Source organism: Lysinibacillus sp. RU7 (genome assembly GCF_057837305.1).
On sequence record NZ_JBYQFK010000002.1, the window covers coordinates 37,460 to 63,108 of the forward strand.

21 protein-coding genes are annotated in these 25,649 nt (G+C 38.3%); 6 read left to right on the forward strand and 15 right to left on the reverse strand.

Annotation, left to right across the window (positions count from 1 at the left end):
* Window positions 1–20: 20 nt before the first annotated feature.
* The 7 genes from AC3II9_RS01920 to AC3II9_RS01950 form a co-directional block, all read right to left on the reverse strand.
* A complete protein-coding gene (locus AC3II9_RS01920) occupies window positions 21–614 on the reverse strand; it encodes a ComF family protein (RefSeq protein ID WP_489152798.1) in 594 nt (197 codons plus the stop codon).
* Window positions 607–1,998: an ATP-dependent helicase ComFA gene (locus AC3II9_RS01925; RefSeq protein WP_489152799.1), complete on the reverse strand. Its 1,392-nt coding sequence runs from the start codon at window positions 1,996–1,998 to the stop codon at window positions 607–609. Before AC3II9_RS01925 ends, AC3II9_RS01920 begins: the two co-directional genes overlap by 8 nt.
* Window positions 1,999–2,054: 56 nt before the next feature.
* Window positions 2,055–2,903, reverse strand: coding sequence for a DegV family protein (locus tag AC3II9_RS01930; RefSeq protein WP_489152975.1), 849 nt, complete (start codon window positions 2,901–2,903; stop codon window positions 2,055–2,057).
* Between the two features lie 155 nt (window positions 2,904–3,058).
* Window positions 3,059–3,589 carry a DUF4440 domain-containing protein gene (locus AC3II9_RS01935; protein ID WP_489152800.1) on the reverse strand — a complete coding sequence of 177 codons (531 nt, stop codon included), beginning with the start codon at window positions 3,587–3,589 and terminating at the stop codon, window positions 3,059–3,061.
* A gap of 156 nt (window positions 3,590–3,745) precedes the next feature.
* Window positions 3,746–4,312 (reverse strand): transposase, encoded by a 567-nt coding sequence (locus AC3II9_RS01940; protein WP_489152801.1) that lies wholly within the window; start codon window positions 4,310–4,312, stop codon window positions 3,746–3,748.
* A 260-nt stretch (window positions 4,313–4,572) separates the two neighbouring features.
* Window positions 4,573–5,247, reverse strand: coding sequence for a response regulator transcription factor (locus tag AC3II9_RS01945; protein WP_489152802.1), 675 nt, complete (start codon window positions 5,245–5,247; stop codon window positions 4,573–4,575).
* A 38-nt stretch (window positions 5,248–5,285) separates the two neighbouring features.
* Window positions 5,286–6,440: a sensor histidine kinase gene (locus AC3II9_RS01950; protein WP_489152803.1), complete on the reverse strand. Its 1,155-nt coding sequence runs from the start codon at window positions 6,438–6,440 to the stop codon at window positions 5,286–5,288.
* A 167-nt stretch (window positions 6,441–6,607) separates the two neighbouring features.
* Between AC3II9_RS01950 and AC3II9_RS01955 the strand changes: the two genes are divergently transcribed.
* Window positions 6,608–7,243: a YigZ family protein gene (locus AC3II9_RS01955; RefSeq protein WP_489152804.1), complete on the forward strand. Its 636-nt coding sequence runs from the start codon at window positions 6,608–6,610 to the stop codon at window positions 7,241–7,243.
* 96 nt (window positions 7,244–7,339) lie between these two features.
* Window positions 7,340–8,401, forward strand: coding sequence for an LCP family protein (locus AC3II9_RS01960; protein WP_489152805.1), 1,062 nt, complete (start codon window positions 7,340–7,342; stop codon window positions 8,399–8,401).
* Between the two features lie 183 nt (window positions 8,402–8,584).
* On the opposite strand, the gene AC3II9_RS01965 is transcribed toward AC3II9_RS01960, so the two are convergent.
* Window positions 8,585–9,631 carry a glycosyltransferase family 4 protein gene (locus tag AC3II9_RS01965; protein ID WP_489152806.1) on the reverse strand — a complete coding sequence of 349 codons (1,047 nt, stop codon included), beginning with the start codon at window positions 9,629–9,631 and terminating at the stop codon, window positions 8,585–8,587.
* Between the two features lie 255 nt (window positions 9,632–9,886).
* Here AC3II9_RS01965 and secA2 point away from each other — a divergent pair, with 255 nt between their 5' ends.
* Window positions 9,887–12,256 carry an accessory Sec system translocase SecA2 gene (gene secA2, locus AC3II9_RS01970; RefSeq protein ID WP_489152807.1) on the forward strand — a complete coding sequence of 790 codons (2,370 nt, stop codon included), beginning with the start codon at window positions 9,887–9,889 and terminating at the stop codon, window positions 12,254–12,256.
* Window positions 12,256–13,152 carry an accessory Sec system S-layer assembly protein gene (locus AC3II9_RS01975; protein ID WP_489152808.1) on the forward strand — a complete coding sequence of 299 codons (897 nt, stop codon included), beginning with the start codon at window positions 12,256–12,258 and terminating at the stop codon, window positions 13,150–13,152. Before secA2 ends, AC3II9_RS01975 begins: the two co-directional genes overlap by 1 nt.
* Window positions 13,153–13,390: 238 nt before the next feature.
* On the opposite strand, the gene AC3II9_RS01980 is transcribed toward AC3II9_RS01975, so the two are convergent.
* Both AC3II9_RS01980 and AC3II9_RS01985 read right to left on the reverse strand, forming a co-directional pair.
* Complete coding sequence (locus tag AC3II9_RS01980; protein ID WP_489152809.1) at window positions 13,391–13,873, reverse strand: C40 family peptidase; 483 nt, start codon at window positions 13,871–13,873, stop codon at window positions 13,391–13,393.
* A gap of 344 nt (window positions 13,874–14,217) precedes the next feature.
* Window positions 14,218–15,189, reverse strand: coding sequence for a C40 family peptidase (locus AC3II9_RS01985; protein ID WP_489152810.1), 972 nt, complete (start codon window positions 15,187–15,189; stop codon window positions 14,218–14,220).
* Window positions 15,190–15,445: 256 nt separating this feature from the next.
* Here AC3II9_RS01985 and brnQ point away from each other — a divergent pair, with 256 nt between their 5' ends.
* Window positions 15,446–16,768 (forward strand): branched-chain amino acid transport system II carrier protein, encoded by a 1,323-nt coding sequence (gene brnQ / locus AC3II9_RS01990; RefSeq protein WP_489152811.1) that lies wholly within the window; start codon window positions 15,446–15,448, stop codon window positions 16,766–16,768.
* A 165-nt stretch (window positions 16,769–16,933) separates the two neighbouring features.
* Here the strand turns inward: brnQ and AC3II9_RS01995 are convergent, their stop codons facing one another.
* A complete protein-coding gene (locus AC3II9_RS01995; protein WP_489152812.1) occupies window positions 16,934–18,616 on the reverse strand; it encodes a methyl-accepting chemotaxis protein in 1,683 nt (560 codons plus the stop codon).
* Between the two features lie 176 nt (window positions 18,617–18,792).
* Between AC3II9_RS01995 and AC3II9_RS02000 the strand changes: the two genes are divergently transcribed.
* Window positions 18,793–20,151 (forward strand): S41 family peptidase, encoded by a 1,359-nt coding sequence (locus AC3II9_RS02000; protein ID WP_489152813.1) that lies wholly within the window; start codon window positions 18,793–18,795, stop codon window positions 20,149–20,151.
* A 288-nt stretch (window positions 20,152–20,439) separates the two neighbouring features.
* On the opposite strand, the gene AC3II9_RS02005 is transcribed toward AC3II9_RS02000, so the two are convergent.
* From AC3II9_RS02005 to AC3II9_RS02020, 4 genes are all read right to left on the reverse strand, one after another.
* Window positions 20,440–21,006 carry a TetR/AcrR family transcriptional regulator gene (locus AC3II9_RS02005; protein ID WP_489152814.1) on the reverse strand — a complete coding sequence of 189 codons (567 nt, stop codon included), beginning with the start codon at window positions 21,004–21,006 and terminating at the stop codon, window positions 20,440–20,442.
* Window positions 21,007–21,240: 234 nt separating this feature from the next.
* Entirely contained in the window at window positions 21,241–22,776 is a 1,536-nt protein-coding gene (murJ, locus tag AC3II9_RS02010) for a murein biosynthesis integral membrane protein MurJ (protein WP_489152815.1), read from the reverse strand.
* Entirely contained in the window at window positions 22,773–23,873 is a 1,101-nt protein-coding gene (locus AC3II9_RS02015) for a glycosyltransferase (RefSeq protein ID WP_489152816.1), read from the reverse strand. The genes murJ and AC3II9_RS02015 overlap by 4 nt, the downstream gene beginning before the upstream one ends.
* Window positions 23,870–25,015 (reverse strand): polysaccharide pyruvyl transferase family protein, encoded by a 1,146-nt coding sequence (locus AC3II9_RS02020; RefSeq protein ID WP_489152817.1) that lies wholly within the window; start codon window positions 25,013–25,015, stop codon window positions 23,870–23,872. The genes AC3II9_RS02015 and AC3II9_RS02020 overlap by 4 nt, the downstream gene beginning before the upstream one ends.
* Between the last annotated feature and the right edge of the window lie 634 nt (window positions 25,016–25,649).

Here is a 25,649-nt window from a genome sequence, read left to right on the forward strand (position 1 = left end):
AAAATCTCCATTTCTTTCTCTTAACCGCGAATAAGTGTTACAGATGTTACCGATTTTGCTCCCGCTTCCAGTAACGCTTTTTTCGCATGGTTCATCGTAGTACCTGTTGTATAAATATCGTCAAACATCACGTAATCTGTATGTTTTACATGCCCTTTTGTCCGAAAAAGTTGTGGTGTATTTAGGCGTTCTTCTCTCGATTTCGTACTTTGACTCGTCGTTGTCGTTTTTTCTAGTAAATGTTCATACGGCATTTTAGCGGCAATAAGCAGTTCATCAATAGGCGAAAAGGTACGTTCTACTAGTTTTTCAGGATGCATCGGAATGGGGACAATTATCCGTTTTTTATTTCTGAATGCATTGTGTAGCTGTTTTTGAAACACTTTCGCTAGTACAACATCATGCATAAATTTATAGCGATGCAAGTAGTCCTTCATGGCTTCATTATAGGTATATAGCGCACGATGATCAGATTCAGTATTTGTATATAGTTCAAACTTCGCCTCACATTTTGCACAAATCGTTGTTGGAAACGTTTGAATAAGCGTCAACCACGAAATTTGTTCCGTTAATAACGTCCCGCATAGTAAACAATGTAGATTCTCTTTATGCATGTGGGAACCCCTCCTTATTTAGCCGTTTGATTTCTTCTTTTGCCACATCCATTTCTACTGTAATGCCATGGTGGAAAAAGACCACATCTCCTGTTGGATACTGCGCATTCCGTCCGACTCGACCGCTAATTTGAATGAGTGCACTTGATGTGAAGACTTTGCTTTCCGCTCCGATTACTGCGACTTGTACATTTTTAATCGTAATGCCGCGCTCTAAAATTGTTGTTGTGAGAAGTCCTTTTAGCTGTTCATTTCGTAAGTTCAGTACTTTTTCTTTCCGGTCTGGGTCTTCGGCATGTACCGCCTCAATCTGCGGATGGAGTGCTTGAAATAACGGAATCGCTTGCTCCATTAAATCGATTGTTGGGAAAAAGATTAGAAACGGCTCATAATTGGCAAGACGAGCTTCCGCCCATTTTTTTAATTTTTTCGGTAGGCGTTTTTTGTAAATGGACTTGTCATACCCCCATAAACTATCGTAACGCGGCACAGGTAGCGGATAGCCGTGATAGCGACTCGGAATAAAGGAATAACCGCCGTGCTTTTTTTGTTGTAATAATGGATATGACGGAGTAGCTGTGACAAACGCAATCGGTGCCTGTTGCTTTTTTGCTTTGATTACCGCTTGTTTGAGCGATTCATCGAATGTATACGGGAACGCATCCGCTTCGTCGACGATCATAACATCAAATGCCTGCTCAAACCGGTAAAGTTGGTGCGTTGTTGTGACGATGAGCTCGGCATAACTAAATCGTTTCGGGGCATCACCGTAAAGCGCATGTATGGTCGTGTTTTGGAATACTTGCTGAAAACGTGGATATAATTCGAGTACTACATCTGTCCTCGGTGTCGCGACACACACGCGCTTTCCTTCATTTAATGCATCATGAATTGCGGTAAACAAAATCTCCGTTTTTCCAGCTCCGCATACCGCATGCAATACATGATTGCGCCCTCGTTTTATACTTTCTGTCAGCTCCTCGGACGCTTTTCGTTGTAGCGGTGTAAATTGACCCTGCCAATCAAGCCTATGACTTGTGTGTCTTCGCGGCTGTGGTCCGATCCAAGTGATGAGTTGTGTGCAGCTACTCATTCGCCCCATTGTAATACAATGCCTACAATACACACATTGCTTGTTGCAACGGGCACATTGGAACGTAATAAATTGTTGTTTGTCTTGATTGAGGCACCTGTTACAAATCGGACCTTCACGGATAGCAGCCTTTACTTCAATGAGACCACGCTGTATATAGCCATCTATTTTTTCACGTAAAAACAGTGTGGCGTCTCTTGTCCATACCCGCCCACACAAAAAATTTTGAACGCTCGGTTCAATGATAAACCCTTTATATTGCGTGAAATGCTTTGATCGTTGTAACTTCATCTTTTCTCCCTCCAATAGAAAAAGCGATTTCTACTAAACTGTAGAAACCGCTTTTGTTAGTCTTCTTTTTTCATCCAGCCCATCGCAATGGCACCTTCTCCTAAATGCGTGGCAATGACTGGACCGAAATAACTGAATTTAAAATCAACTGTCGGGAAATCTTTTTGTAGCTGTTCCATCCAAGCTCGTCCTTCCGCTTCACAATTTCCATGGATAATGACGGCTTGTAATTGACCATACTGCTCTGTAGCTCCCTTCAACAGTTCTTCTACACGACGTAGCGCTTTTTTGCGTGTACGAATTTTTTCGAAAGGTACAATTTTTTTATCAACGAAATGCAAAACAGGCTTTACTTGCAATAATCCGCCAATTAAAGCAGCAGCTGCTGATAATCGGCCACCACGTTGCAAGTGCGCTAAGTCATCTACGATAAAGTAAGCGTTCATCGTCACTTTTAACGTTTCTAGTTTCGCCATAATTTCTTTCGCTGATGCACCTTGTTGCGCCATTTTCGCTGCTTCAATCACGAACATACCTTGAGGGGCACACGCGATTTCGCTATCAAAGGCGTACACCTCTATATCCTCTACCATATCGCCGGCTTGCACTGCACCTTGATACGTTCCACTAATCCCACTTGATAAATGAATTGTAACCACTTCATCATAGTCTTTCGCTAGCTTTTCAAAAAGCTCAACAAACTTACCAATCGGTGGCTGTGTCGTTTTTGGGAACTGTTTTGCATGGCGCACCTTTTCATAAAATTCCGGCGCTGTAATCGTGATTTCTTCTTCATACGTACCATCTTCTAAATTGACACTCAACGGAACGATATGAATGTTATAGTGTGCGCGTTCTTCTTGCGTTAAATACGCGGTACTATCTGTTACGACTGCAGTTTTAATCAAATTCCCCACTCTCCTATACCCCCTAGTTTAACGCATCTCCTATAGAATGTGAATGCCTAAGTGCAAGATAGACAAATCTAGACAACAACTATTTATCGCTCAATTATCTATTAAAAAAGCGTTCCGTGTACTTGTCCACAGAACGCTCTCGTTTAATTCATATTGCCAATATAATGAATGCTTGTAACCTTCCAAGCTCCTTCTTCTTTTACAAAAACCGTCACTTGTCGACCGTGATCTGACAGTTCCTCATCTGATCCAGCCTCTAATAATTTTGTCGTAACATTCGCATATATTTGCACTTCATCTTCACTATATTTTGTAATGGTCACATCTTCTGCTGTTTTAATAATGTAGTCGTATTGTTCAAAGTATTCTTTATACGCGGCTACATCTTGTTCATAGTCAAAACCTACTGCATTGACTGCTGTTGTCTTCCCGTAGCGTTCTGCATCACCAGAGTTAAACGCATCAATGTATTCATTAAATGCCGCTATCACCGCTGCTTTTTCTGCCTCAGGAACATTTGTCGCTTCCTCAATGGAATCACCTAACACTTCAAAACCAATCGTACCTTCTTCAATGATTTGCTCTGTTGTTTTCGATGATTGTTCTGCTGTATCCGTATCACCACAAGCAGCTAGGACGACCGCTGTCACTAGTGCTAATAACCATTTTTTCATTGTCTAAACCCTCCCGCGCAATATTGTAGCACAATTCTCATATGTAATGACGAAATAAAGTATTGAATGTTGCGAGAAAAGTGGTACTTCGGTGGTACGTACCCGGTACCACGGTGGTACTTCGCTGGTACGTACCCGGTACAATGGTGGTACCCGTTATATACCTCCCATTCTATCAAACCCTTTTTCACAATAGGAGCAATACTCATCACTCGATTGCCCCAATACAGCCTCGATCAATGGCCTATAATTAATAAATTCAAAAGCAGGTTTTATTCCTTCTTTAATTAAATGATAGCTACTGTATGGATACTCTTCCATCGTGCTCACTATTGGAGGATTTGTGCGAATTGGATTGCGATGAATATAAGCACTGATATCTAGCAAAGCTCTTGTTCCTTTCGCCATTTTAGCGAAATAACGTTTTTCATATAAATGTCCACTATATCCATATTTCCTTTTAAAATAATTCGAATATCTTTTATTCACCTTCATCATTACTTTACTAAGAGGTTCTTCTGGCGAACGAATTAATAGATGGACATGATTTGTCATAATACAATAAGCAGCGATAGTAAAAGAATGTTCTCTATATACATCATCTAAAATTTGAAACCAGTGAAATACATCCTCCGCCCTTCCAAAAATATTTTGTCTGTTGTTCCCACGAATCACAACATGATCATAATGTTCTGGACTCCACACCCTTTGTTTTCTTGGCACATGCATTCTCCTTTATAATTTTCCGCGATTATACATATAAAGTAATTTTTCCGCAAATGCTGAAATTTTGAATTTGGTCCACTTTTTTCGCTCAATTTTGATTTTTGGTTTTGTGTAAGATGGTACGTACCGGGGACAAAGGTGGCACTTCGATGGTACTTCCCCGGTACAACGGCGGTACCACGGTGGTACCACATCGGCACCTCCGTACGCCAAAAAACCTGCCAATCCTTAGATTAGCAGGTTTTCAACTCAACTCATTATCGTACTTCTACCCAGCCATTTTTAATAGCTGTTACAACCGCTTGTGTACGGTCATTTACATTCATTTTTTGTAAAATGCTTGAAACGTGGTTTTTCACTGTTTTTTCAGAGATATATAGCGTTTCGCCGATTGAACGGTTTGATTGACCGTCTGTAAGTAGCTGTAGCACTTCACATTCACGCTTCGTTAATAAATGGAATGGACGGCGAATTTCCGTTTGATGGAAGTTCCCTTTGTTTTCGTGCTCTGACAGGCGACGGAATTCTGCTACTAGGTTTTTCGTTACTTTTGGATGTAAGTAAGAGCCACCGTTTGCAACTACTTTAATCGCCTCGACGATTTCATCTGCATCCATCTCTTTTAACATGTAACCAAGCGCACCTGATTTTAATGCGTGTGTTACGTATGATTCATCGTCATGGATGGATAACATAATAATTTTCGCTTCTGGGCATTCTGCTATTAATTCGGCTGCTGCCTCCACGCCATTTTTCTTCGGCATGTTAATATCCATCAGTACAACATCTGGGTTATGCAGGTTATACAAATTGACGACCTCTGTACCGTCATCTCCCTCGGCTACTACTTCAAAGGTATCTTCAAAATCTAAAATACGCTTTACTCCTTCACGGAATAATTGGTGATCATCTACAATAATAATTTTTGTCATTTCTGTTACCCCCTAAAATCAATCTTTTTTCTATCCTGTTATTCTTCTACATCAGGAAATGGAATTTTAAAAATTACAATCGTCCCTTTACCTACTACACTATGAATCTGCATCTGTCCATCTAGTAAATCGACACGTTCTTTCATCCCGATAATCCCAAATGACTGCTCTTTCACGTTTTCTTGGTCAAATCCCTTTCCATCGTCTTTCACGACAATGTTTATATCGTTATATAACCACTCTAATTTTACACTTATTTCTTTTGGTTGCCCATGTTTTAAGGCATTGGTAACACATTCTTGAACAAGTCGAAATATCGCTACCTCATGATTTGACGAAATGCGTTGCTCTTTTCCAATCGATTGAAAATGAATCATTACGCCTGAATTATATTCCATTACAGTTGATAAATACTTTTTTAAAGTTGGCACAATGCCTAGATCATCTAATGCCATTGGTCGTAAATCGTATATAATTCTCCGTACTTCGGAAAGAGCATTTCGAACGGTTACTTTTAATTCCGCTAGCTCTTGTATAGCAGCATCCATCCCTTTTTCACGAGATGTACGTTCAATTAATCCTGAGCGCATCAGCACGTTGGCCATCATTTGGGCAGGTCCATCATGAATTTCTCGCGATAGTCGCTTTCGCTCTTCCTCTTGTGCAGCAATGATGCGTATACCAAAGTCTTGCTTAATTTTTGCCTGTTCTAAAGCAAGCCCGACATTTTTCAAATCTGAAGTCAAATAATTAATGACGACATTTACCTGATTCACAATATGATCGGCACGTTCGATTGTCTCATATAGTGCTTTCATTCGACGTTCTAAATCATCTCTTTTACTACGCAGCTGTCTTTCTTTTTCACGTGCTAGCAATAACTTGATTTGTATATCATTTGCAATTTCATATGCATTTCGCACTTGTTCTTCGCTATAATTATCAAAGGCCTTACTTACTTGGACGAGACGTTGCTTAGAAAGTTGCGATTTTGCTTCTAAATGATCAGCCTCATTAATAATAAGACCAATTTCTTGACGAACAATTTCAAGCTCTTTTTCCATGTCTTCAAAGCTTCTTCGGCTTTGTTCGCTTATAATAAAAATATCATTTTTAGAGCTTGTAATTGTTTCAAGCATTCTGTTAAATATAACATCAAGTGAAGCAATATCGAGTTTATCATTTGAAAACATAATAAATTCCCCATTCTACTTAGATATTGCTAATCATGGAGGCAAAACACATCTAATAGCGCTTAAACATAATAATTCTACACTATTATACCATTTTATAAACAATTTTTAAGTAATTTTATAAGTACTATCAAGCATATTTTTTGGAATTTAAAGGAGTTATCATAATGCGAAAAGACTATAAAACAGTAAAAGGGTACGGAGAACATGAAATTATTATTTCAAAATCAAGATTTATTTGTTATGTAGATCGAGCAGAGACAGAGGACGAAGCACTGTGTTTTATTGACAAAATTAAAAAACTACACCCAAATGCTACCCATAACTGCTCATGCTATCTAATTGGGGAACATAATCACATTCAAAAAGCAAATGATGACGGGGAACCTAGTGGTACGGCAGGCGTCCCAATGCTAGAAGTGTTAAAGAAACAGGGACTACAAGACACAGTGGTTGTTGTAACACGCTATTTTGGAGGGATTAAACTCGGCGGTGGCGGTTTAATCCGCGCATATGGCAAATCGACAACTGAAGGTATCCAAGCCGCTCAAGTGGTAGAACGTAAATTGCATCATGTCATGAAAGTAACAATCGACTATACATGGCTTGGCAAAGTAGAAAATGAAGTACGAGGATCTCATTATACACTACGCGACATCCAATATACTGACGGTGTTGAATTATATGTGTTTGTGTTAAAAGATGAAGAAGAGGCATTTATTCACTGGGTGACCGAACTCACAAATGGGCAAGCTATGATTACTTGTGTCGAAAAACATTTTGTCGAATTCGTGATTTCCTAAAGTAATTCCCATTTACGCTCTCAATAAAACCTAGTATAATTAATCTTATTGAAAAAATTTCCCCCAGAACATTATTCCTATATAAGGAGAATTACTATGAGTAAACCGAACAAGAAGAGGACAAAAGGCTCGTCAAAATTTGGCCTCATTCTAAAAATAACACTAATCTTAGCAGCATCTGCGCTTATTTGCGTAACCACTTACGGTGTGTATTTATCGAAAAAAGCCGAACATGCCGTCAACAAGGCATATGAAGTCGTAGAAAATCGTGAAGTATCCGATAAACGTGAAGTAAAAGCGGCGCCCCTACAAGACAATGTGTCCGTTTTATTTATCGGAATTGATGATAGTGAAACACGTGGGCAAGGCGCAGAAGGCTCGCGTTCTGATGCACTAATGCTCGCTACGTTAAATAACAAAACCAAAACAATTAAATTGTTAAGTATTCCTCGGGATTCTTACGTATACATTCCGTATGTTAGCTATAAAGATAAAATCACGCACGCCCATGCGCTCGGCGGTACATTAGCAACAATTGAAACGGTGGAAGAATTATTCGACATTCCTGTTGATTATTATGTACGCATGAATTTCAATGCATTCATTGATGTTGTCGATGCTTTAGGTGGTATCGAAGCAGAAGTCCCTTATGCAATGCTTGAAAAAGATGAATTCGACCGTAATACAATTAATTTACAACCTGGCTTACAACAACTAAGCGGTAAAGAAGCGTTAGCCCTTGCCCGCACACGTAAGCTGGATAGTGATATTGAACGTGGGAAACGTCAGCAAGAAATTCTTAAAGCGATTATCACTAAAGCCGCTACAGCTTCTGCTATTACGAAATACGATGATGTCATCGAAGCTGTAGGCGATAACATGAAAACAGATATGACGTTTAAAGAAATGAAGTCATTTATTAGCTACTTAACAGATGGTGTACCTCGTGTGGATACATTAACACTAGCGGGCTACGATGATTGGTCGACAGGCGTTTACTATTATGCGCTAGACCAAGAATCACTTGAAGAAACAAAACATATTTTACAAAGTCATCTCGGCTTAACGCCAGATACTACACATGTTTCTGATGGATCTGTAAACGAGGCAAATGAACATACCCATTCAGATGCATCATTAAATTTAAAAACTCAATAATCCGTTACCACCCACCGATATTGGTGGGTGGCTTTTTTATTGTAAATAACAGGAGGAAACGAAGATTAACTCTTCGAACGGTCATAACGACTTGCTATGCGGGCATAAACCAACTTTGCCCAATCATATTTCCAAACAAAAAAAGCTACCATCCGAAGATAGTAGCTGATTATCCACTTTTAGTTACTTATTAAACATTCTTACAAAATTAATAAGAGGTCGGTAATTTTTACCTGCTAACCCAATTACCTCTACAAATAGCTCAATTGCGACTAAAATGACCGTAATCAGTAAAATAGCGCCCCATACAGTTGACATCGAGAAGATAATCGCTGCTAAACCGAATAACGTCGCGATACCATAAATAATTAACACCGTTTGGCGATGCGAAAAACCTAAATCTAACAAGCGGTGATGTAAGTGTGATTTATCTGGATCTGACCATTTCTGTTTCATACGTAGACGACGTACAATTGCAAAGAATGTATCCGAAATAGGCACACCAAGCATAATAACAGGAACGATGAATGAGACCATTGTTATATTTTTAAAGCCCAGTAACGACAATACCGCAATCATAAACCCTAAAAATAAGGCACCTGTATCCCCCATGAAAATTTTCGCAGGGTGGAAATTATAAAACAGGAAGCCAAATGTGCTCGCTGCTAAAATAGCGGCGATCGCTACTACAAACATGTCACTCAGAGTAAACGCCATCGTTGCTAGTGTAATCAATGCAATAGTTGATACACCCGCTGCTAAACCATCAAGACCATCAATTAAGTTAACCGCATTCGTGATTCCAACAATCCAAAGAATTGTCAACGGAATACTTAATAAACCAAAGCTTAATGTCCCATCATCAAATGGTAAGTTGATGAACTGAATTTGAATGTCACCGAAAAATACGATAATACATGCGGCCACTAATTGTCCTAACATTTTTGCTTTTGCCGAAATTTCGTACATGTCGTCTAAAACGCCTGTAATGACAATGACCGTTGCGCCTAACACAATAGCTAACATATTTTCGCCATCCGGTCTTAATATAGCAACACCGATTAAAAACGCACCGAATATCGCTAAACCACCAAGTCGTGGCATAATACGCGCATGTACTTTTCGATAATTCGGGGCATCAACAGCACCTATGCGAAAAGCTAACTGTTTTACAAGTGGAGTTAGTAAAATGGCAGCAAGTACCGCCACGATTAAAGACACGTAAAGCATGTCTCTCCTCCTTAAGAAAAATAATCTACACTTTTAATCAAATGTATTATAGCATGTCTACTCTATAAAACATAGCATTTCTCAATTTAACACAGAACATTCTTTACCATTTAAATTCATATTATTCCAAAATATAACTTTACCACTTTCTTCTTATTAAAATGTTTTCTGCCATTGGTAGTCATTTTTTTTAAAGTTTGATAAAATAATTTAGTACCTACTAATATGTGGGTGAAGTTAAAGGAGCGTAAAAAGATGTTCTCAATTTTCAATCGTAACAAAGAGCAAACAAGTGCTCGAGAGCTAAAAAAATACTATAAAATTGTAGATCAGATTAATAAGCTAGAAGACAAGTTTGCCCCGATGACAGACGAAGAGCTTCAGCATATGACTGTAGTATTTAAAGAACGTTTAGAAAACGGCGAAACGATTCCGCAAATTGTACCTGAAGCATTTGCAGTTGTGCGCGAAGCTTCTAAACGTGTATTAAACATGCGTCATTTCGACGTGCAATTAATCGGTGGCCTCGTACTAACAGAAGGCAATATCGCCGAAATGCCTACAGGTGAAGGGAAAACATTAGTCGCTTCCCTACCATCATACGTACGTGCCCTTGAAGGCAAAGGCGTTCACGTGATTACGGTAAATGACTACTTAGCTAAGCGTGACTTCGAGTTAATTGGACAAATTCACCGATTTTTAGGGTTAACAGTTGGTTTAAACGTACCAATGATGGAACCAGCTGCGAAAAAACAAGCCTATAACGCAGATATTACATATGGTGTCGGCACAGAATTTGGGTTCGACTACTTACGTGATAATATGGCGCATACAATTGCTGATAAAGTACAGCGTCCTTATCATTTCGCTATCATTGACGAAGTAGACTCTGTTTTAATCGACGAAGCCAAAACACCATTAATTATTGCTGGTAAAATGATGGCCAATGCTGAGCTTCATCAAATTGCTGCAATGCTAGCAAAACGCTTCGTAGTAGATGAAGATTACGAGTTTGATGATGAAACAAAAGCGACTTCCTTAACAGAAAAAGGAATCGAAAAAGTAGAAGCTGCATTCGGTGTCGACAATTTATACGATTTAGAACACCAAACACTTTACCATTACGTCATTCAGGCTGTGCGCGCACATGTGATGTTCACATGTGACGTCGATTACATCGTACGTGACGACAAAATCGAACTAGTCGATATGTTCACAGGACGTATTATGGAAGGTCGTTCATTATCTGACGGTCTACACCAAGCCATCGAAGCTAAAGAAGGCGTGACTATTACTGAGGAAAACAAAGCCCAGGCACAAATCACGATTCAAAACTATTTCCGCATGTACCCTTCATTATCCGGAATGACAGGTACAGCCAAAACACAAGAGAAAGAAATTCGTGAAGTATACGGGATGAGCGTTATCCAAATTCCGACAAACCGTCCGCGTGCACGAATAGACCAACAAGATATCGTATTCGAAACAATTGAACAAAAGTACGAATATGTGGCACAAGAAACATTACGCCGTCATGAAAATGGACAACCGGTATTAATCGGTACAACATCCATTTTACAATCTGAAGCTGTGTCGAATTGCCTAAAAAAATATGGCTTATCTCATCAACTGTTGAATGCGAAAACAGTGGAACAAGAAGTACAGCTTATTTCAGAGGCTGGGCAAAAAGGACGTATTACCGTGGCAACAAACATGGCCGGTCGCGGAACAGACATTATGCTTGGGGAAGGCGTTCACGAACTTGGCGGACTATGTGTACTCGGTACGGAAAAACACGAAAGCCGCCGCGTTGATAACCAGCTTCGCGGACGTTCAGGTCGTCAAGGAGACCCTGGTGAAAGTATTTTTATTCTATCCCTTGAAGACGATATGCTAAAACGCTTCGCAAAAGAAGATTTAGAGAAATTTAACAAGAAATTACAAACAAATGAAATTGGCCGCGTTTTAAACAAAGAAGTCCATGAATTAGTCGACCGTACACAGCGCATTGTAGAAGGAGCACACTTCTCTATGCGTGAATACAACTTAAAATTAGATGATGTTATTAATGATCAGCGTCAAGTGGTGTACACATTACGTAATAGCGTACTAGCACACGAAGATTTACTCGGTAAATTAAAAACGATGCTCGATGAAACGGTAGACTTTGCCGTTCGTGAAAATGCACCTGAAGAGCTAGACATGTTTGAGTGGGATTTCGATAAGATGGAGCGTACCGTCAATTCCCTATTCTTAACACCGATTACAATCGACCGTCAAGAAAGCAAAGTGACGCGCATTTTAGCGAGTATGCAGCCACAAATCGATGAAATTAAAAACATGATTGATACGTACAGTGAGAACGAGCGTATGATGCAAGTAATTCCTGGCGTTATGCTGGCGTACATCGATCGTATGTGGGTAAAACATCTTGAACAAATGGCGCATTTAAAAGAAGGAATCGGCTTACGCCAATACCAACAAGAAGATCCGATGCGTATTTATCAGCGTGAAGGCTTAGAGCTATTCGGGAAAAACTATCAAGAACTACGCCGTCAAATCGTAGAAGAACTTGTCATTTTCATGAAATCATTAACGACTCAAACGCAGGAGGAACAAGTATAATGGGTTTATTTTCATTCTTTAAAAAATCAGATAAAGTCGGGAAAGATTCAGCGATTGATTCAAAAGACTTAACAGGGAAAAAAGCTGGACTTAGCACAAAATCAGAAGTACAAACAAAACTGTCGTTCCACCCAGACTGGCATGTACCACAAGAGCAACAATATGTATTTAACTTCTTAGCTAATGATTTACAGCCATTAAAACCTAACCAATTATCTCTTGCAGCGATTAATATCGAAGAAGACAAAAAAACGAGTGCTTGGAATGTCAAAGCCTTTTTCCGTTCTTCTCTATCGCAACCAATTGAACTTGGCGAAATCGAATTATTATTATTAGATAAAGAAGGCAATCGCCTTGGTGCGAAAACATTTAATTTTAAAGACTTAGGTGTCATCCCACCAAACAGTGCCCGCCCTTGGGTGTTCGAGTTCGATCAAGCTTCTATTGAAGGAAATGAAGTACCTGAAGAAGGTTGGACAATCGCCTTTAACTTAATTTCATTACGTGGGCATCAATTAGACCTAGATGAAACTTGGAAAAAACAATTACCGAAAGAGCAGCAAGAAAAGCTTGCGGAAATTGTAAAAGATTTACCGAAATTAGGGAAGCAAGAAGTAAACTTTACGGGCTTACAAGTGCGCTTAAATGACGATCAATCATTACACGCATCCATCTTCATTCGAAATGGTAATGACAAAGCAATCAACTTGGAACAATTACCTTTAGAAATCGTGGACGCAAATGCTAAACTTGTAGCAAAAGGGTCATTTAAAATGGATCCAGTGTTAACGGTACAACCAAATTCCACAAAGCCGTGGACATTCATCTTCCCAGCTGACTTAGTAAACGCTGAAGATGCTGACCTTTCTCGCTGGACTGCACGCGTTCCACAATAATAGATAAAAATCCGCAATCCCTTTTTACGGGATTTGCGGATTTTTTGATGAAGTTTTTGAGTTTTGACCGGATAGATTGTGTTTTTGCTCGGATAGCCTAGGCTTTTGCTCGGTTGGCGTATAGGTTGGCTCTTTCAAAATTTTTTCACACTAAAAAACCTCTTAACTTGTCATGACAAGCTAAGAGGTTCCTTCAATACCATATTGGATTTTTACTATGAATCGTTCTCTAATTGAATTATTCTACAGTTGCTACGCGCTTAGCACCTACGTAACGGCTACCCCAATACCATTTATCATTGATATCAGTAGTTGTTACGCCCGTACCAGTCATTGAGTGAATAAATTTATTGTCGCCAATGTAAATTCCCACGTGTGAAATACCGCTACCTGAAGTGTTAAAGAACACTAAATCTCCAACCGCTAAATCTGACTTTTCAACTGCCGTACCAGTATCGTACATAGACTTTGATGTACGTGGTAATGATACACCTAGTTCGCTATATACATGACGCACATAACCAGAGCAGTCAAAACCAGCCGTTGTTGTACCACCATATCGGTATTTTACACCTATGAATTTTTGGGCTGTTGTCGTAATATCCTCAGAAGAAATTGTCGAAGCTTCTGCCTTATTTTCTCCGATTACTGGTGAAAAGAAAATTGCTAATGCTGCTAAGAAAGTAATAATAGTACTTTTTAATAATACTGAATTATTCATTGTAATCCTCCAATACTAGTTTTAATTCTACTAAATTATCTAAATAATTTAACTGTTATAAGATTATCATGAGTAAGCCTTTTATAACATTACAGTTATGTAACAAGTCAGTTACGTAAAACCTCTTTAGGAAAATTGTTACACAATCTACTAACACCTTTTATATCAATGTTTTCTTTATATTTCTATTTTTTTCATTACATATCGACTTACATTATTATCTTTATATTTATAATTTCTGTAATATTTGTAATACAAAACTTCTATATGTAAAAAAGAGATGTCGAAAAAGCGACCGCTTTTTCAAACATCTCTTTCGGCTTATATTAGTCCCGACTACAGTGTTATTGCACTACATTAAATCGCTTAAATGCTACATAACGCTCGTCCCAATAGTCATATGATAAATTGGAAATTTCAACGCCCGATGTACCTGCATGGATAAATTGATTATCTCCTATATATATGCCCATATGAGAAATCGTTGAAATATATGTGTTTTTAAAAAATACAATATCTCCTGGTATAGGATTAGCTACTATTGTCGTGTCGTTCATAAAGTAATTTAAGCTACTTTTACGTGTAATATCTATACCCGTATTCGTATAAATATAATTGATAAACCCACTACAATCAAAGCCGTTTACCGAATTTCCACCATAAGCATATGGTGTTCCAAGCAATGAATGGGCTAACTCAACGGTTTTGCTATATTTCTCAATGTTTTGTACACTTGGATTTTTCATGATTTTTGTCTCAGAGGCTAATTTCTTTGCAATTTCCTCATCCGCGCTTGTCTCACTAGGTTGCTGTGTGCCAGTCATTGACTGATCTCCTGGGACTATAGGATCGACTGAATCATTCAAGCCCTGTCCTCCTTGTAGAATGATCAGCTGTTGATTAATAGCAATCTTATCTGACGTTAAACCATTCCATTCTTTTAGGTTCGCTACTGTCGTCTTATTTTTGGCGGCAATTTTCGTTAAATTATCACCTTTTACAACAGTATATGTACTAACTTTAGGCTTATCGTAACTTGGCTTGTTAGTCACTCCAACATTTGTACCAGTGGATGATGATCCATTTGAATTACTACCGTGCTTTGTGGAAATAATGAGTTTTTGATCTACATAAATACGGTCACTTTGTAAACTATTCCATTCTTTTAATAGAGCGACTGTTGTATTGTGTTTTGTAGCAATTTTGGACAGAGTATCGCCTTTTTCTACCTTATAATGTGTCGCTGCTTCGCCAATTGGTGTCACTACTATTGTCGCCATTGCAGCAGAAGCTAAAATAAACTGCCATTTTCTCATAAAAACCACACCTTCCAACTCTTTTCTATCATTTTACATAAAGTAATCTAGCTAAAACAATAGACTTAATTACTAGAAATATAGCAAATTATTAGTTTAAATCCTTTTAAACCAGCAATTTTCTCAAAATTAACAAAGAAATTTCATCAAAGGAGTAGGCAGCATCATTTTTTTATGATAGAATCCATTCTTGTATGTGACAAATAAATTTTTTGAAAGTTTCGGCTTTTCCATAATTAAAGGAGTTTTTGACAATATGTCTAGCAACAAAGGATTTATCAAAGAAAATTTAGCTGTCGGATTTATGCTATTTGCACTATTTTTAGGTGCCGGTAATATCATTTTCCCACCATTATTAGGACAACAAGCTGGGGAACATTTCGCGATTTCTATTATTAGCTTCCTAATTACAGGGGTCGGCTTACCACTTATCGCTATTATTGCTGTTGCAAAAAACGGTGGGGATCTACAAATTTTATCGAATCGTGTACACCCAGTATTCGGGATTATCTTTACATCCATCGTTTACTTATCCATTGGACCGTTCTTTGCCATTCCACGTACGGGGGCCGTATCGTACAATATCGGGGTAACACCTTTCCTAACAGATGGGCAAATGGAAAGCTGGATACCATTGTTTATGACGACATTGATTTTCTTCGGGGTGACGCTTTACTTAGCATTTAATCCTACAAAATTAGTAGATCGTATCGGCAAAGTGTTAACACCTGTTTTATTTACCGTGATTGTCGTATTAGCTGCGAAAGCCTTCATCACACCAATGGGCGAATTTGGTGAAGCACAAGGCAATTATGTAACAAATGCCTTTTCTGAAAGCTTTATTCAAGGCTACTTAACAATGGACGTACTTGGCGCACTCGTATTTGGGATTGTCATTGTACAAGCCCTTCAAGCACGCGGTGTATTTGACGTGAAAAAACAAGTAAAAGTGTCCATTTTTTCAGGCATTGTGGCTGCATTAGGCTTATCATTTGTTTACGTGTCATTAGCTTATATTGGGGCTACAAGTACAGAGGCAATTGGCTACTCTGAGGATGGCGGTCAAATCATCGCCGCGTCAGCAAAAGTATTGTATGGCGAGTTCGGTAGCATCGTCTTATCAGCAGTTATTATTTTAGCTTGTTTAACGACGTCCGTTGGCTTACTTTCAGCGAACGCATCATTCTTTGCACGTATTTTCCCAAAACTGTCGTACCAAGCTTATTTAATCATCTTTACTGTGTTTAGTTTTGCGATTTCAAATGTCGGTCTAGCAAAATTAATCAGTATTTCTATCCCTGTATTAATGATGATTTATCCAATCGCGATTGTATTAATGATTGTCGCATTATTTGCAGGTAGCTTCGATCATGCACGGATCATTTATATTTTACCGTTAATTGTTGCAACTATTGTAGGGTTCAACGACGGATTAAAAACAGCTGGCATTACACTAGAGCCACTAGAAAATGTGCTAAGCATGTTACCATTACATGAGCAAACAATCGGTTGGCTTATTCCATCAATTATTGCTACTGTCATTGGTATCATCATTAGCCAAGTAACAAAAAAGAAATAAAAAATAAGGGGTGTCCAGAAAGTAAAAACTTTCTGGACACCCCTTTACTCCTTAATAATTATCCACTAAGAAATATTGCTCCTGCGGTGGTCACATCAAAATGCCACCATCCTCGTCGCAAAGGTGCCGTCTCAAAATGTCTTTTCAGACGGCCCCTTGTCTACTTTATACACTAAATCGTTGAACTAGGCTTTGTAAATGTTCGGCACGTTTTGATAAATCATTGGATACATCATTAATCTCACCAATACAAGCAACTTGTTGTTCTACATTAGCTGTTACATGTTGTGTAATTTTTGAGGAATGATCCACCTGTCCTGCAATTTCTTGAATAGAGGCCGCTACTTCTTCTGCGGTAGCAGAAAGCTGTTCCGTGACTGCGGATACATCTTCCATTTGTTCGGACATTTTTTCTACTGCTTGTACAATCGCTGTAAAAGAATCTCCTGCGTCATGAATAATGGATACCCCGTCTTCCACTGTACGCATCCCCTCTAATACGGAACGTTCTACATTCCGTGTATCTTGCTGAATTTCATGGGTTAACGCAACAATTTGCACAGCACTTCGATTGGATTCTTCAGCAAGTTTTCGTACTTCATCAGCTACCACCGCAAAACCTTTGCCTTGTTCTCCTGCACGGGCTGCTTCAATCGCTGCATTCAGCGCGAGTAAATTCGTTTGATCTGTAATCTGTGTAATGACACGCGATATGTTTTGAATTTCTTCTGATTGTTCCGTTAGCTTTTTAATAAGCCCTGTTGTGATTTTTGTGGAATCATAAATAATGCTCATCTGCTTTTTCGCTACATCAATGGATTTACTACCTGTATCCGCTAATTCAAGTGTATCGGTCGCCACCCCGTGAATTTGCTGTGTCGCTTCTGCGATCCGCTGAACACCAGCTGCCGTTTCATCCATGGCAAGCGCACTTTCCCCAGCTGCTTTTGCGGACATTTTGGCATTATCGTTCGATGCATGTATATGTTTAGCGACCTCTATAGATACACCATTAATGTGTGAGGTACTTGCCGTTAACTTTCCTGCATCAGCAAATAGTTGTTCTGTGTTTAATCCGACATCTTGAATCAGTGTACGAAGTGTATTTTTCATTGTATTAAAAGATGAAGCGAGCATTGATAACTCATCTTTCGTTGATATGGCAAGATCCTTTTCCGTTAAATTCCCTTGTGCAATGACTTTGACAGCTTCAGCTATTTTACTAATCGGTGTCGCAATCAAACGAGCAATGACGGTTGTAATAACAAGCCCAATAATCGTTCCTGCGATGGAAATACCTATTAAAATATAAAGTGCATTTAACGCTGACTGCTTAGACGCGTCCTGCTGTGATGTAAAGGATTCAGTAACAATCGTTTCTAGTTCAACCATTACCGCTACCATACCTTCATTTACAAGACGAATATCATCCACAATCATCGCTTGTGCTTGCTCTTCTTGTCCTTGTTGAAATAACATAATGGCTTCATTTGCTAACCTATCAAATTGCGCTTTTAACGTCTTTGCCTCACTTACTTTTTGCTGTGCTTCTGGTGTATTCGCTAATTTAGCCAACTCATCTAAACTAGTTGCTAATATGTTTTGTGTATTTTCTAAATTGCTCATCGCTGATTCTGTACCTAGAAAATAAGCGCGTATGTAGGCCCCTTGACTAGCAATACGAAAATTAATGTCTCCTATCATTTCTAACTGTGGCACATTATCATTAATCACTTGATCATACTGTGAACGAATGTTATTAATCTGCCCCATTGAATAAATAGAAATAATAATAATAATAGCTGTCATCATGAAAAAACCACCATATAATTTCCCACGAATCTTCATAAACAATACCTTCTCTCTACTTTATTCGCTTTTTTTCTATTATATGTAATATACCATATATTGGTCAATTTGTTTTTAAGTAGATAATATTTTGTTTTATTAACTATTTATTATTAACCATCATTTGGATAATCGTTATATAATGAAGTTACTAAAAATAAAAGGTGTGATATTTTTTGAGAAAAGTTCAATTATTACTTGCACTGTTGTTTCTTTTTCTATTACCCGTTACAACAAGTGCTGCCCCTCTAAGTGAAATCAAAGCTTATGTGGAAGATTACTATGTTGGAGAAATTAATGGAAATGTACAAGAAGCAAAAACGGTTGAGCAAGTAATCGACATGCTTGATCCCTACTCTACATACTATACTGCTGAACAATTTAAAGCATTTATGAACGCTGTTAATATGACGTCTGTAGGCATTGGAATTGTCATTGATCAGCATGAAAAAGGTATTTTAATTACAGATGTCATTGAAAATGGCAGCGCCTTTGCAGAAGGAATTGTGAGTGGTGATATTATTACACACATTAATGGCAAGTCAGCAGCTGGCATGACTACTTCTGATGCTTCTTCTCTTATTCTAGGAAAAGAAGATACGACCGTTACACTGACATTTTTACAAGTAAGTGGTCAATCCGTCACGAAAACGATTGTAAGGAAGCCCTTTTCCTTACCAAACGCCACAACAAAGCTGCTGTATGGAAAGATTGGCTATATTTCACTTGCTTCCTTCTCTACAGATGCAGCGATACTCGTTAAAAATGGGATTCGCGACTTAACGAAGAAAGGCGCCACATCGTTTATTTTCGATTTACAAAATAACGGTGGAGGTTATGTACAAGCAGCCGAAGAAGTCATTGGTCTATTTCCAAATGCAAAAGTTGCTTACACGTATGAAGATGCCTCCGGTAAATATACAATTTACGCGAAAAGGCAATCCGTACAATTCCCAGCGAATACACGTGTACTCATTAATGGCTACAGCGCTAGTGCTTCTGAGATGACTGCTGCTGCTTTAGTTGATCAGCAAGCGGCGATTTTATATGGGGAAAAATCTTACGGGAAAGGGACTATGCAAACATTTTATGAACTGTCTGATGGCAGCTATTTAAAACTAACAATGGCACGTTTTGCAGGACCTACGACAACAATGATTAATGAAATAGGGGTAAAACCGCATATAGCAACAACAGGGGACGCCATTTATCAAGCACATGCTGATGCAATTGCTGCACAGTATGCTAATTACAAAAAATTACCTTCATTACTTCATGTCCCTACAACGAAAACCTTTACGATTAACTTTAAAGGGGTTGTCGATACAGTGCCACAGGGGGCGATTGAACTCGTAAAACTTGGAGGGGAAGCTGTAGCTACTTCAGTGGAAAAACAAGGCGCAAGACTCGTCGTAAAACCGACTCAACCATTAACAACAGGTGATCAGTATATGCTCGTTATTCATCCAACGATTAAAGGGCAAGACAACAAGATACTAAAGACAGGATCGTATTTACACATCACTGTAAAATAAACAGTAAAGGACCGTCTAAAAGACATTTTGAGACGACCCTTTGCGACGAGGATGGTGGCATTTTGATGTGACCACCGCAGGAGCAATATTTCTTAACGGATAATTATTAAGGAGTAAAGGGGTGTCCAGAAAGTAAACACTTTCTGGACACCCACTTTTTATTTAGCGCATGAGGCATTAACAGCCCTTGTCACTACTCACTCTTTTTATTCCCCAGGTAATAAAAAGGCTGTACTTGGATAAATATAATTATGTATTGAGTGTTGGAAGACAGCAAGTTGCTGATTGTTATACTAATTCAGCTTGTTTGACAAAGTAAATATTCACAATGTCTTCAGCTAATTTTTCTGATTCTTTTTCATATGTTAATAAATTCGTTAATGTTAAACGTTCAATTGAACCTACTATACTTTCAGCTAAAGTCTGCGTATCTACAGGATGATCTTGTTTCAATTCAACGATTTTGATTATTCGTTTTACAAGATTATTTTTCACACACTCTGCATCCTCCGAAGCATAAAACCCAATTTTTGTTAAATGCGGATTTTGTTCAAAGTAAGCGAAAACCCTTTTTAAATTTTCAAACAACTCCGTACGTACACATGCCGCATGTTTTAAACCATGATCAAAAGTTTCATAAAGGCGTGTTTGGAATTCCATATTTAAATCTTTAAATAATGATTCTTTACTTTGGAAATATAGATAAAATGTGGGCTGAGTTAAATTAGCAGCTTTTACAATATCGCTAATTTTCGTTTGATGATACCCATGCGTCGAAAAGAGCTCAATCGCCTTTTCCAACAATAATTGTTTACTTTTTTCTCCACTTGAATTAACTCGACGTCCTCTTGCCATAATTTTCCACCTTTATCTCTCTTAGTAGATGTTTAATCTTTCATTAACTACCAAATATTTTACATACATTATATAATAACAATCTTTCAAAATAAAGGATTTTTCCATAAAAATAACATTAATTATAGTATTTTGTATATTTTATATATTACTTGTAAGTACATACACTTTATTACTTTAATAAAAAAGATGCTCATGAAAAACGACCGTTCTTCTGTGAGCATCTTTTTCTCCTTATTTAGTTTTGATGAATTTCGATTTTAATTTAATATAAACTTGGTTAATTTCCTTTATTCGGAATAGCATATAGAGCATGATTGTACTAAATGTAAAAATAACGATACCGACGATAAATGTTACCCATTTATAATCAAATACTAAATATTCGCTAGAAATATACATGATACATGTTAATGCAATAAACGGGACAATCGGCTTTAATAATTCAACCTTATTTAACCCACCACCGAGCTTCAAATCATATTTAAATGATGCATATGCGATTAACATCAATGTATTCGTAACAGAGCTAATCAATGTCCCCCATGCAATCGCATCTGCGCCAAAACCATTGTCAGCAAAGAAATACATCGCGCCAATATTGATGATAAAGACATTTACGATACTTAACACGACAGGTGCCATGGAATCACCCTTCGCATAGTAAAAACGCGTAATATACATAGTCGCTGCTAAGAAGAGCATCGATAGTGCTAAAATGCCTACTACAGGCGCTGTAATCGCTGTGTCCTCAGCTGTGAATTTGCCATATTCAAAAATAACTTGTACTAAATTTTCCGCATAAAAATAAGAATAGATCGTCACAGGTCCCATTAACAGTAATAAGTAGTGTAGCCCCTTACCATATAGCCCTTTAATCGATTGATGGTCGTCCTCTGCTTCCTTGCGACTTAAAATCGGATAAATGACCGTTGTCACAGCCGTAATTAAAATCGATTGCGGAAATTGCGTTAGTCGTGAAGCATAGTTCACTATAGCAACCGCACTGTCCCCTAACCCTAAAAATGCGGCGAAGAAACGCTGAAGCATCGCATAAATTTGCACGGTACCACCACCAATAGCTAGTGGAAACACCATAATCCATAAATCTCGAGTCGACTGTGTGCGTACGAACGATAGTTCAACACTATACGAATCTAATTGACGATAACCACGGATTAAGAAGAAAATCATAATAACCGCACTCGCTAAAGCACTAATTCCATAAGCAATCGGTCCAATAATATAAGAAAATACCACACCAATCACAAGGAAGAATACATTATAAATTAAAATGGCCACACTTGATAAATGAAACTTCGAATTCACATTCAGTAACCCACTATACCAAGAAGAAAGCATTAATAAAATTGATGACGGCATCATCCAGTAAAATAAGTGCTTTGTCATTTCAAACTCTTCTATTGTCAAATCCGTTTTTCGATAAATCAAATTCAAAATAGGGGTTGTGAAAATGAGTATCACAATCGTCAGTACAATCCCTGTCATTGCTACTATCGTAAAGGATTGCTTAATAAATAACGGTTGATCGGTCTTTTTCCGATTGTAAATCGAAATGAACGCTGTCGTAAATGCGCCACCGATCACTAAATATAAAAAGTTCGGAATGTTATAGGCTGTAAAAATACTATCAGCTATCTTAGAAGAACCGTATTGATAACCGATAACCGCTTCACGGAAGAAACCAAAAACACGTGCGACAATATTAATAAGTGTAACGGCTCCAACAATTTTTAAAAATTTATTCATCGCCCTATGCCACCTTTAATAGCAGATTCATAGAGGGCAATGACACGCTTCGTAATTTCTTTTTCATCGTGTTCATGTAAAATCGTAGCCACGGCTTGTTCGTTATAGTAAGCAGATGTTGGCGTATGTAACGCCTTCATCATTTCTTGTGCTAAGCCCGATGCATTTTGTGGTTCTACAAGATGTCCTGCCCCGTCGCCAAGTAATGACACTAATCCACCGACCTTTGAAGCAATAACCGGTGTACCACATGCAATCGCTTCAAGCGCAACCAGCCCAAACCCTTCTAAATGAGAGGGCAACACAAATACATCACTCGCTTGAAACCATTTTACAAGCTCTTTTTGCTGTTGTGGATCAACAAATTGGACATCTTGATCAACAAATGGTTGAAGACTTTCGATAAAATTTGTATCGCGACGTGAGCCAATAATAATGAGCTTCACTTTCTGATCGGTTTGCGCTTGTACTTGCTCGAAGGCAAGGAGTAGCTCTTCAATCCCTTTTTGTTTAATGACATTGCCTACAAATAAATACGTAAACACATCATTAGGAACACCTAATTCAGCGCGCATAGCTTCTTTATCGTTCGGTTTAAATACAGCACGATTCACACCCATACTACAAATTGTAATTTTCTCACGTGGCACATGGAATTCCTCTTCAATTTGCTGAGCGAGCACTGGTCCTACCGCAATGACATGCTCACTTTCTTGCAAAATCAGCTCTGTCCAACTGCGAATGCGCGCATTTTTCTTTGCCATGCGCTCAATATCGCCTCCATGCGCGGTAACGATATACGGAATCTTAAATAGCTTTTTTAATAGCAGTGAGAACACGCCAGATGGGAATACATAATGCGCATGTGTCACAGAAATGGATTTGCGATGACGAAATACTGTGGATAATGTATGCAATGCCCATTTCCCGTATTTTACAATTGTATTTTTCTTACCTGTTGCAGGATTATCATTCGCCGCGACAAGTACATCAACACCATTGGCTTTTACAGCTTCGACTTGATTCTTGACGAAAATCCCGAATGATAAGTGCTGCTCTGAAGGATACATATTACTGATTACTAATAGCTTTTTCATTTGCCTTCCACTGCCTTTATCATCAATTGTTTACCTCGCATTGCCTCGTCATGAAGATGCTTCGAAGTTGCTTTTGTCGTCTCTACAACATGCTGCCACTCTGTCTCTACTGCTTCATACATGTGCAGCAATTGATCTCGCTTATTCGTAATATCTTCGATCGAACAACAACGTTCTTCTTTATTAATAAGTTTCATGAAATCTTGCACTTTTCGATGATACGAAATTGCTATAATCGGTGTAGCAGAATCTGTGGCTAAAATAAGCGAATGTAAACGCGTACCGATCACGACATCCTGTTGGGAGGCGACGTCAATTAATGCATCCGGCTTTAAATTTCGATCGATAATTGTCGTTTTGTCCGCATAGCGCATTTTCTGTTGAATATCTTCCGTTACGGTCACATCTTGTGGATATTTCGTCGCAAAAAATGTAATGTCTACATTTTTATGTTTAATCAATTCATCTAAGTTCGTTGCCATGCTTGTCACATAGGACTCATACTTTTCGACATCACCGGATGGCCAATAGTTGGCATTATACATCGGCACAGCAGAAAGCCCCACTTTTTTAGGTTTGTCCGCATATTGTTGCTTTGGACGATATAACGTAAAAGCAGGATCACCAATAACCTCGATATTCTTTTTAACGCCAATTTCCTGTAACAGTTGCTTCGATTCAAAATCACGTACGGAAATATTTTGCGCATAGCTACACATGAGACGAATCATGAACTTACCGGAGAATGTATCAAGCGGACCAGCCCCACAGCCATAGATTATATAGGGCGTTTTGCTACTTTTCGCCATGAAAGCATATGTACTAAACAAATGCGCTTCTCTTCGGTAAAAGTCCATTAAAATTCCACCGCCACCGATGATGAGTAAGTCCAATTCCGAAACATATTTTCCGTTAGTTTGATATGTTTTGAAAAACGTTTTATATAAACTCTTTTTTCGATAATATAGCGGGTAGCTTTTGACACCGTACTGTTCGGATGTCTGCTGCGTATTATTACTAAACACCGTAATATCCGCGCTATTTACGGAAAATGTCTGCTTTACTTGTTCAATGAGACCATATAATATCGATTCATCACCGTTATTATCATTTCCGTAATTTCCTACGATTCCGATTTTCATTAAACTACATCCTTTGAATAAAATTATAATAAAGAAATTATAGCATACATGCTGACTATTAGAAAAACACCACTCATACTTGTTGTGATTGCTAGTAAATAACTCATAATGAGCAAAAGAAATCCCTAAAACACCAATTAAATGGTAATAGTTATTAAAAGGAAGTGTATCATCGCCTCCGCGCTTTGCCACAGCCTACACAGGAGCTAAAACAGGCGCGGCCTGTTTGGATCTCCTGTTCCGGCTCCTGTGGCTATGGCCCGCTACGGCAAAAGTAAATACTTCTCGATATGTTAGAAAAATATTTCTATTATTTAAAAAAATCATTTCCTTTCTCTTTTCAAGTATAATTGCCCAACCTCTACCTTAACAGATGATAATCTTTCTATATTTTTAGCAACTGATTATTGTATTCAACCAAGTGTTTTGATTAACAAAATATTTACTTTATAGAAACATTTTTTCGTTAGAAAAACATGATCAAAAATGACTTGCCAGTTGATTGAAGTGAAATCGGCGAGACTCCTACGGGAATAGCAATGTTTTTCTGCAACGAAAGCGTAGCGACAGTTGCATGAGCTGAAGACCCCGCAGGAGTGAGGTACGAGCGACGAGGAGGCTGAAGCCATGCCCG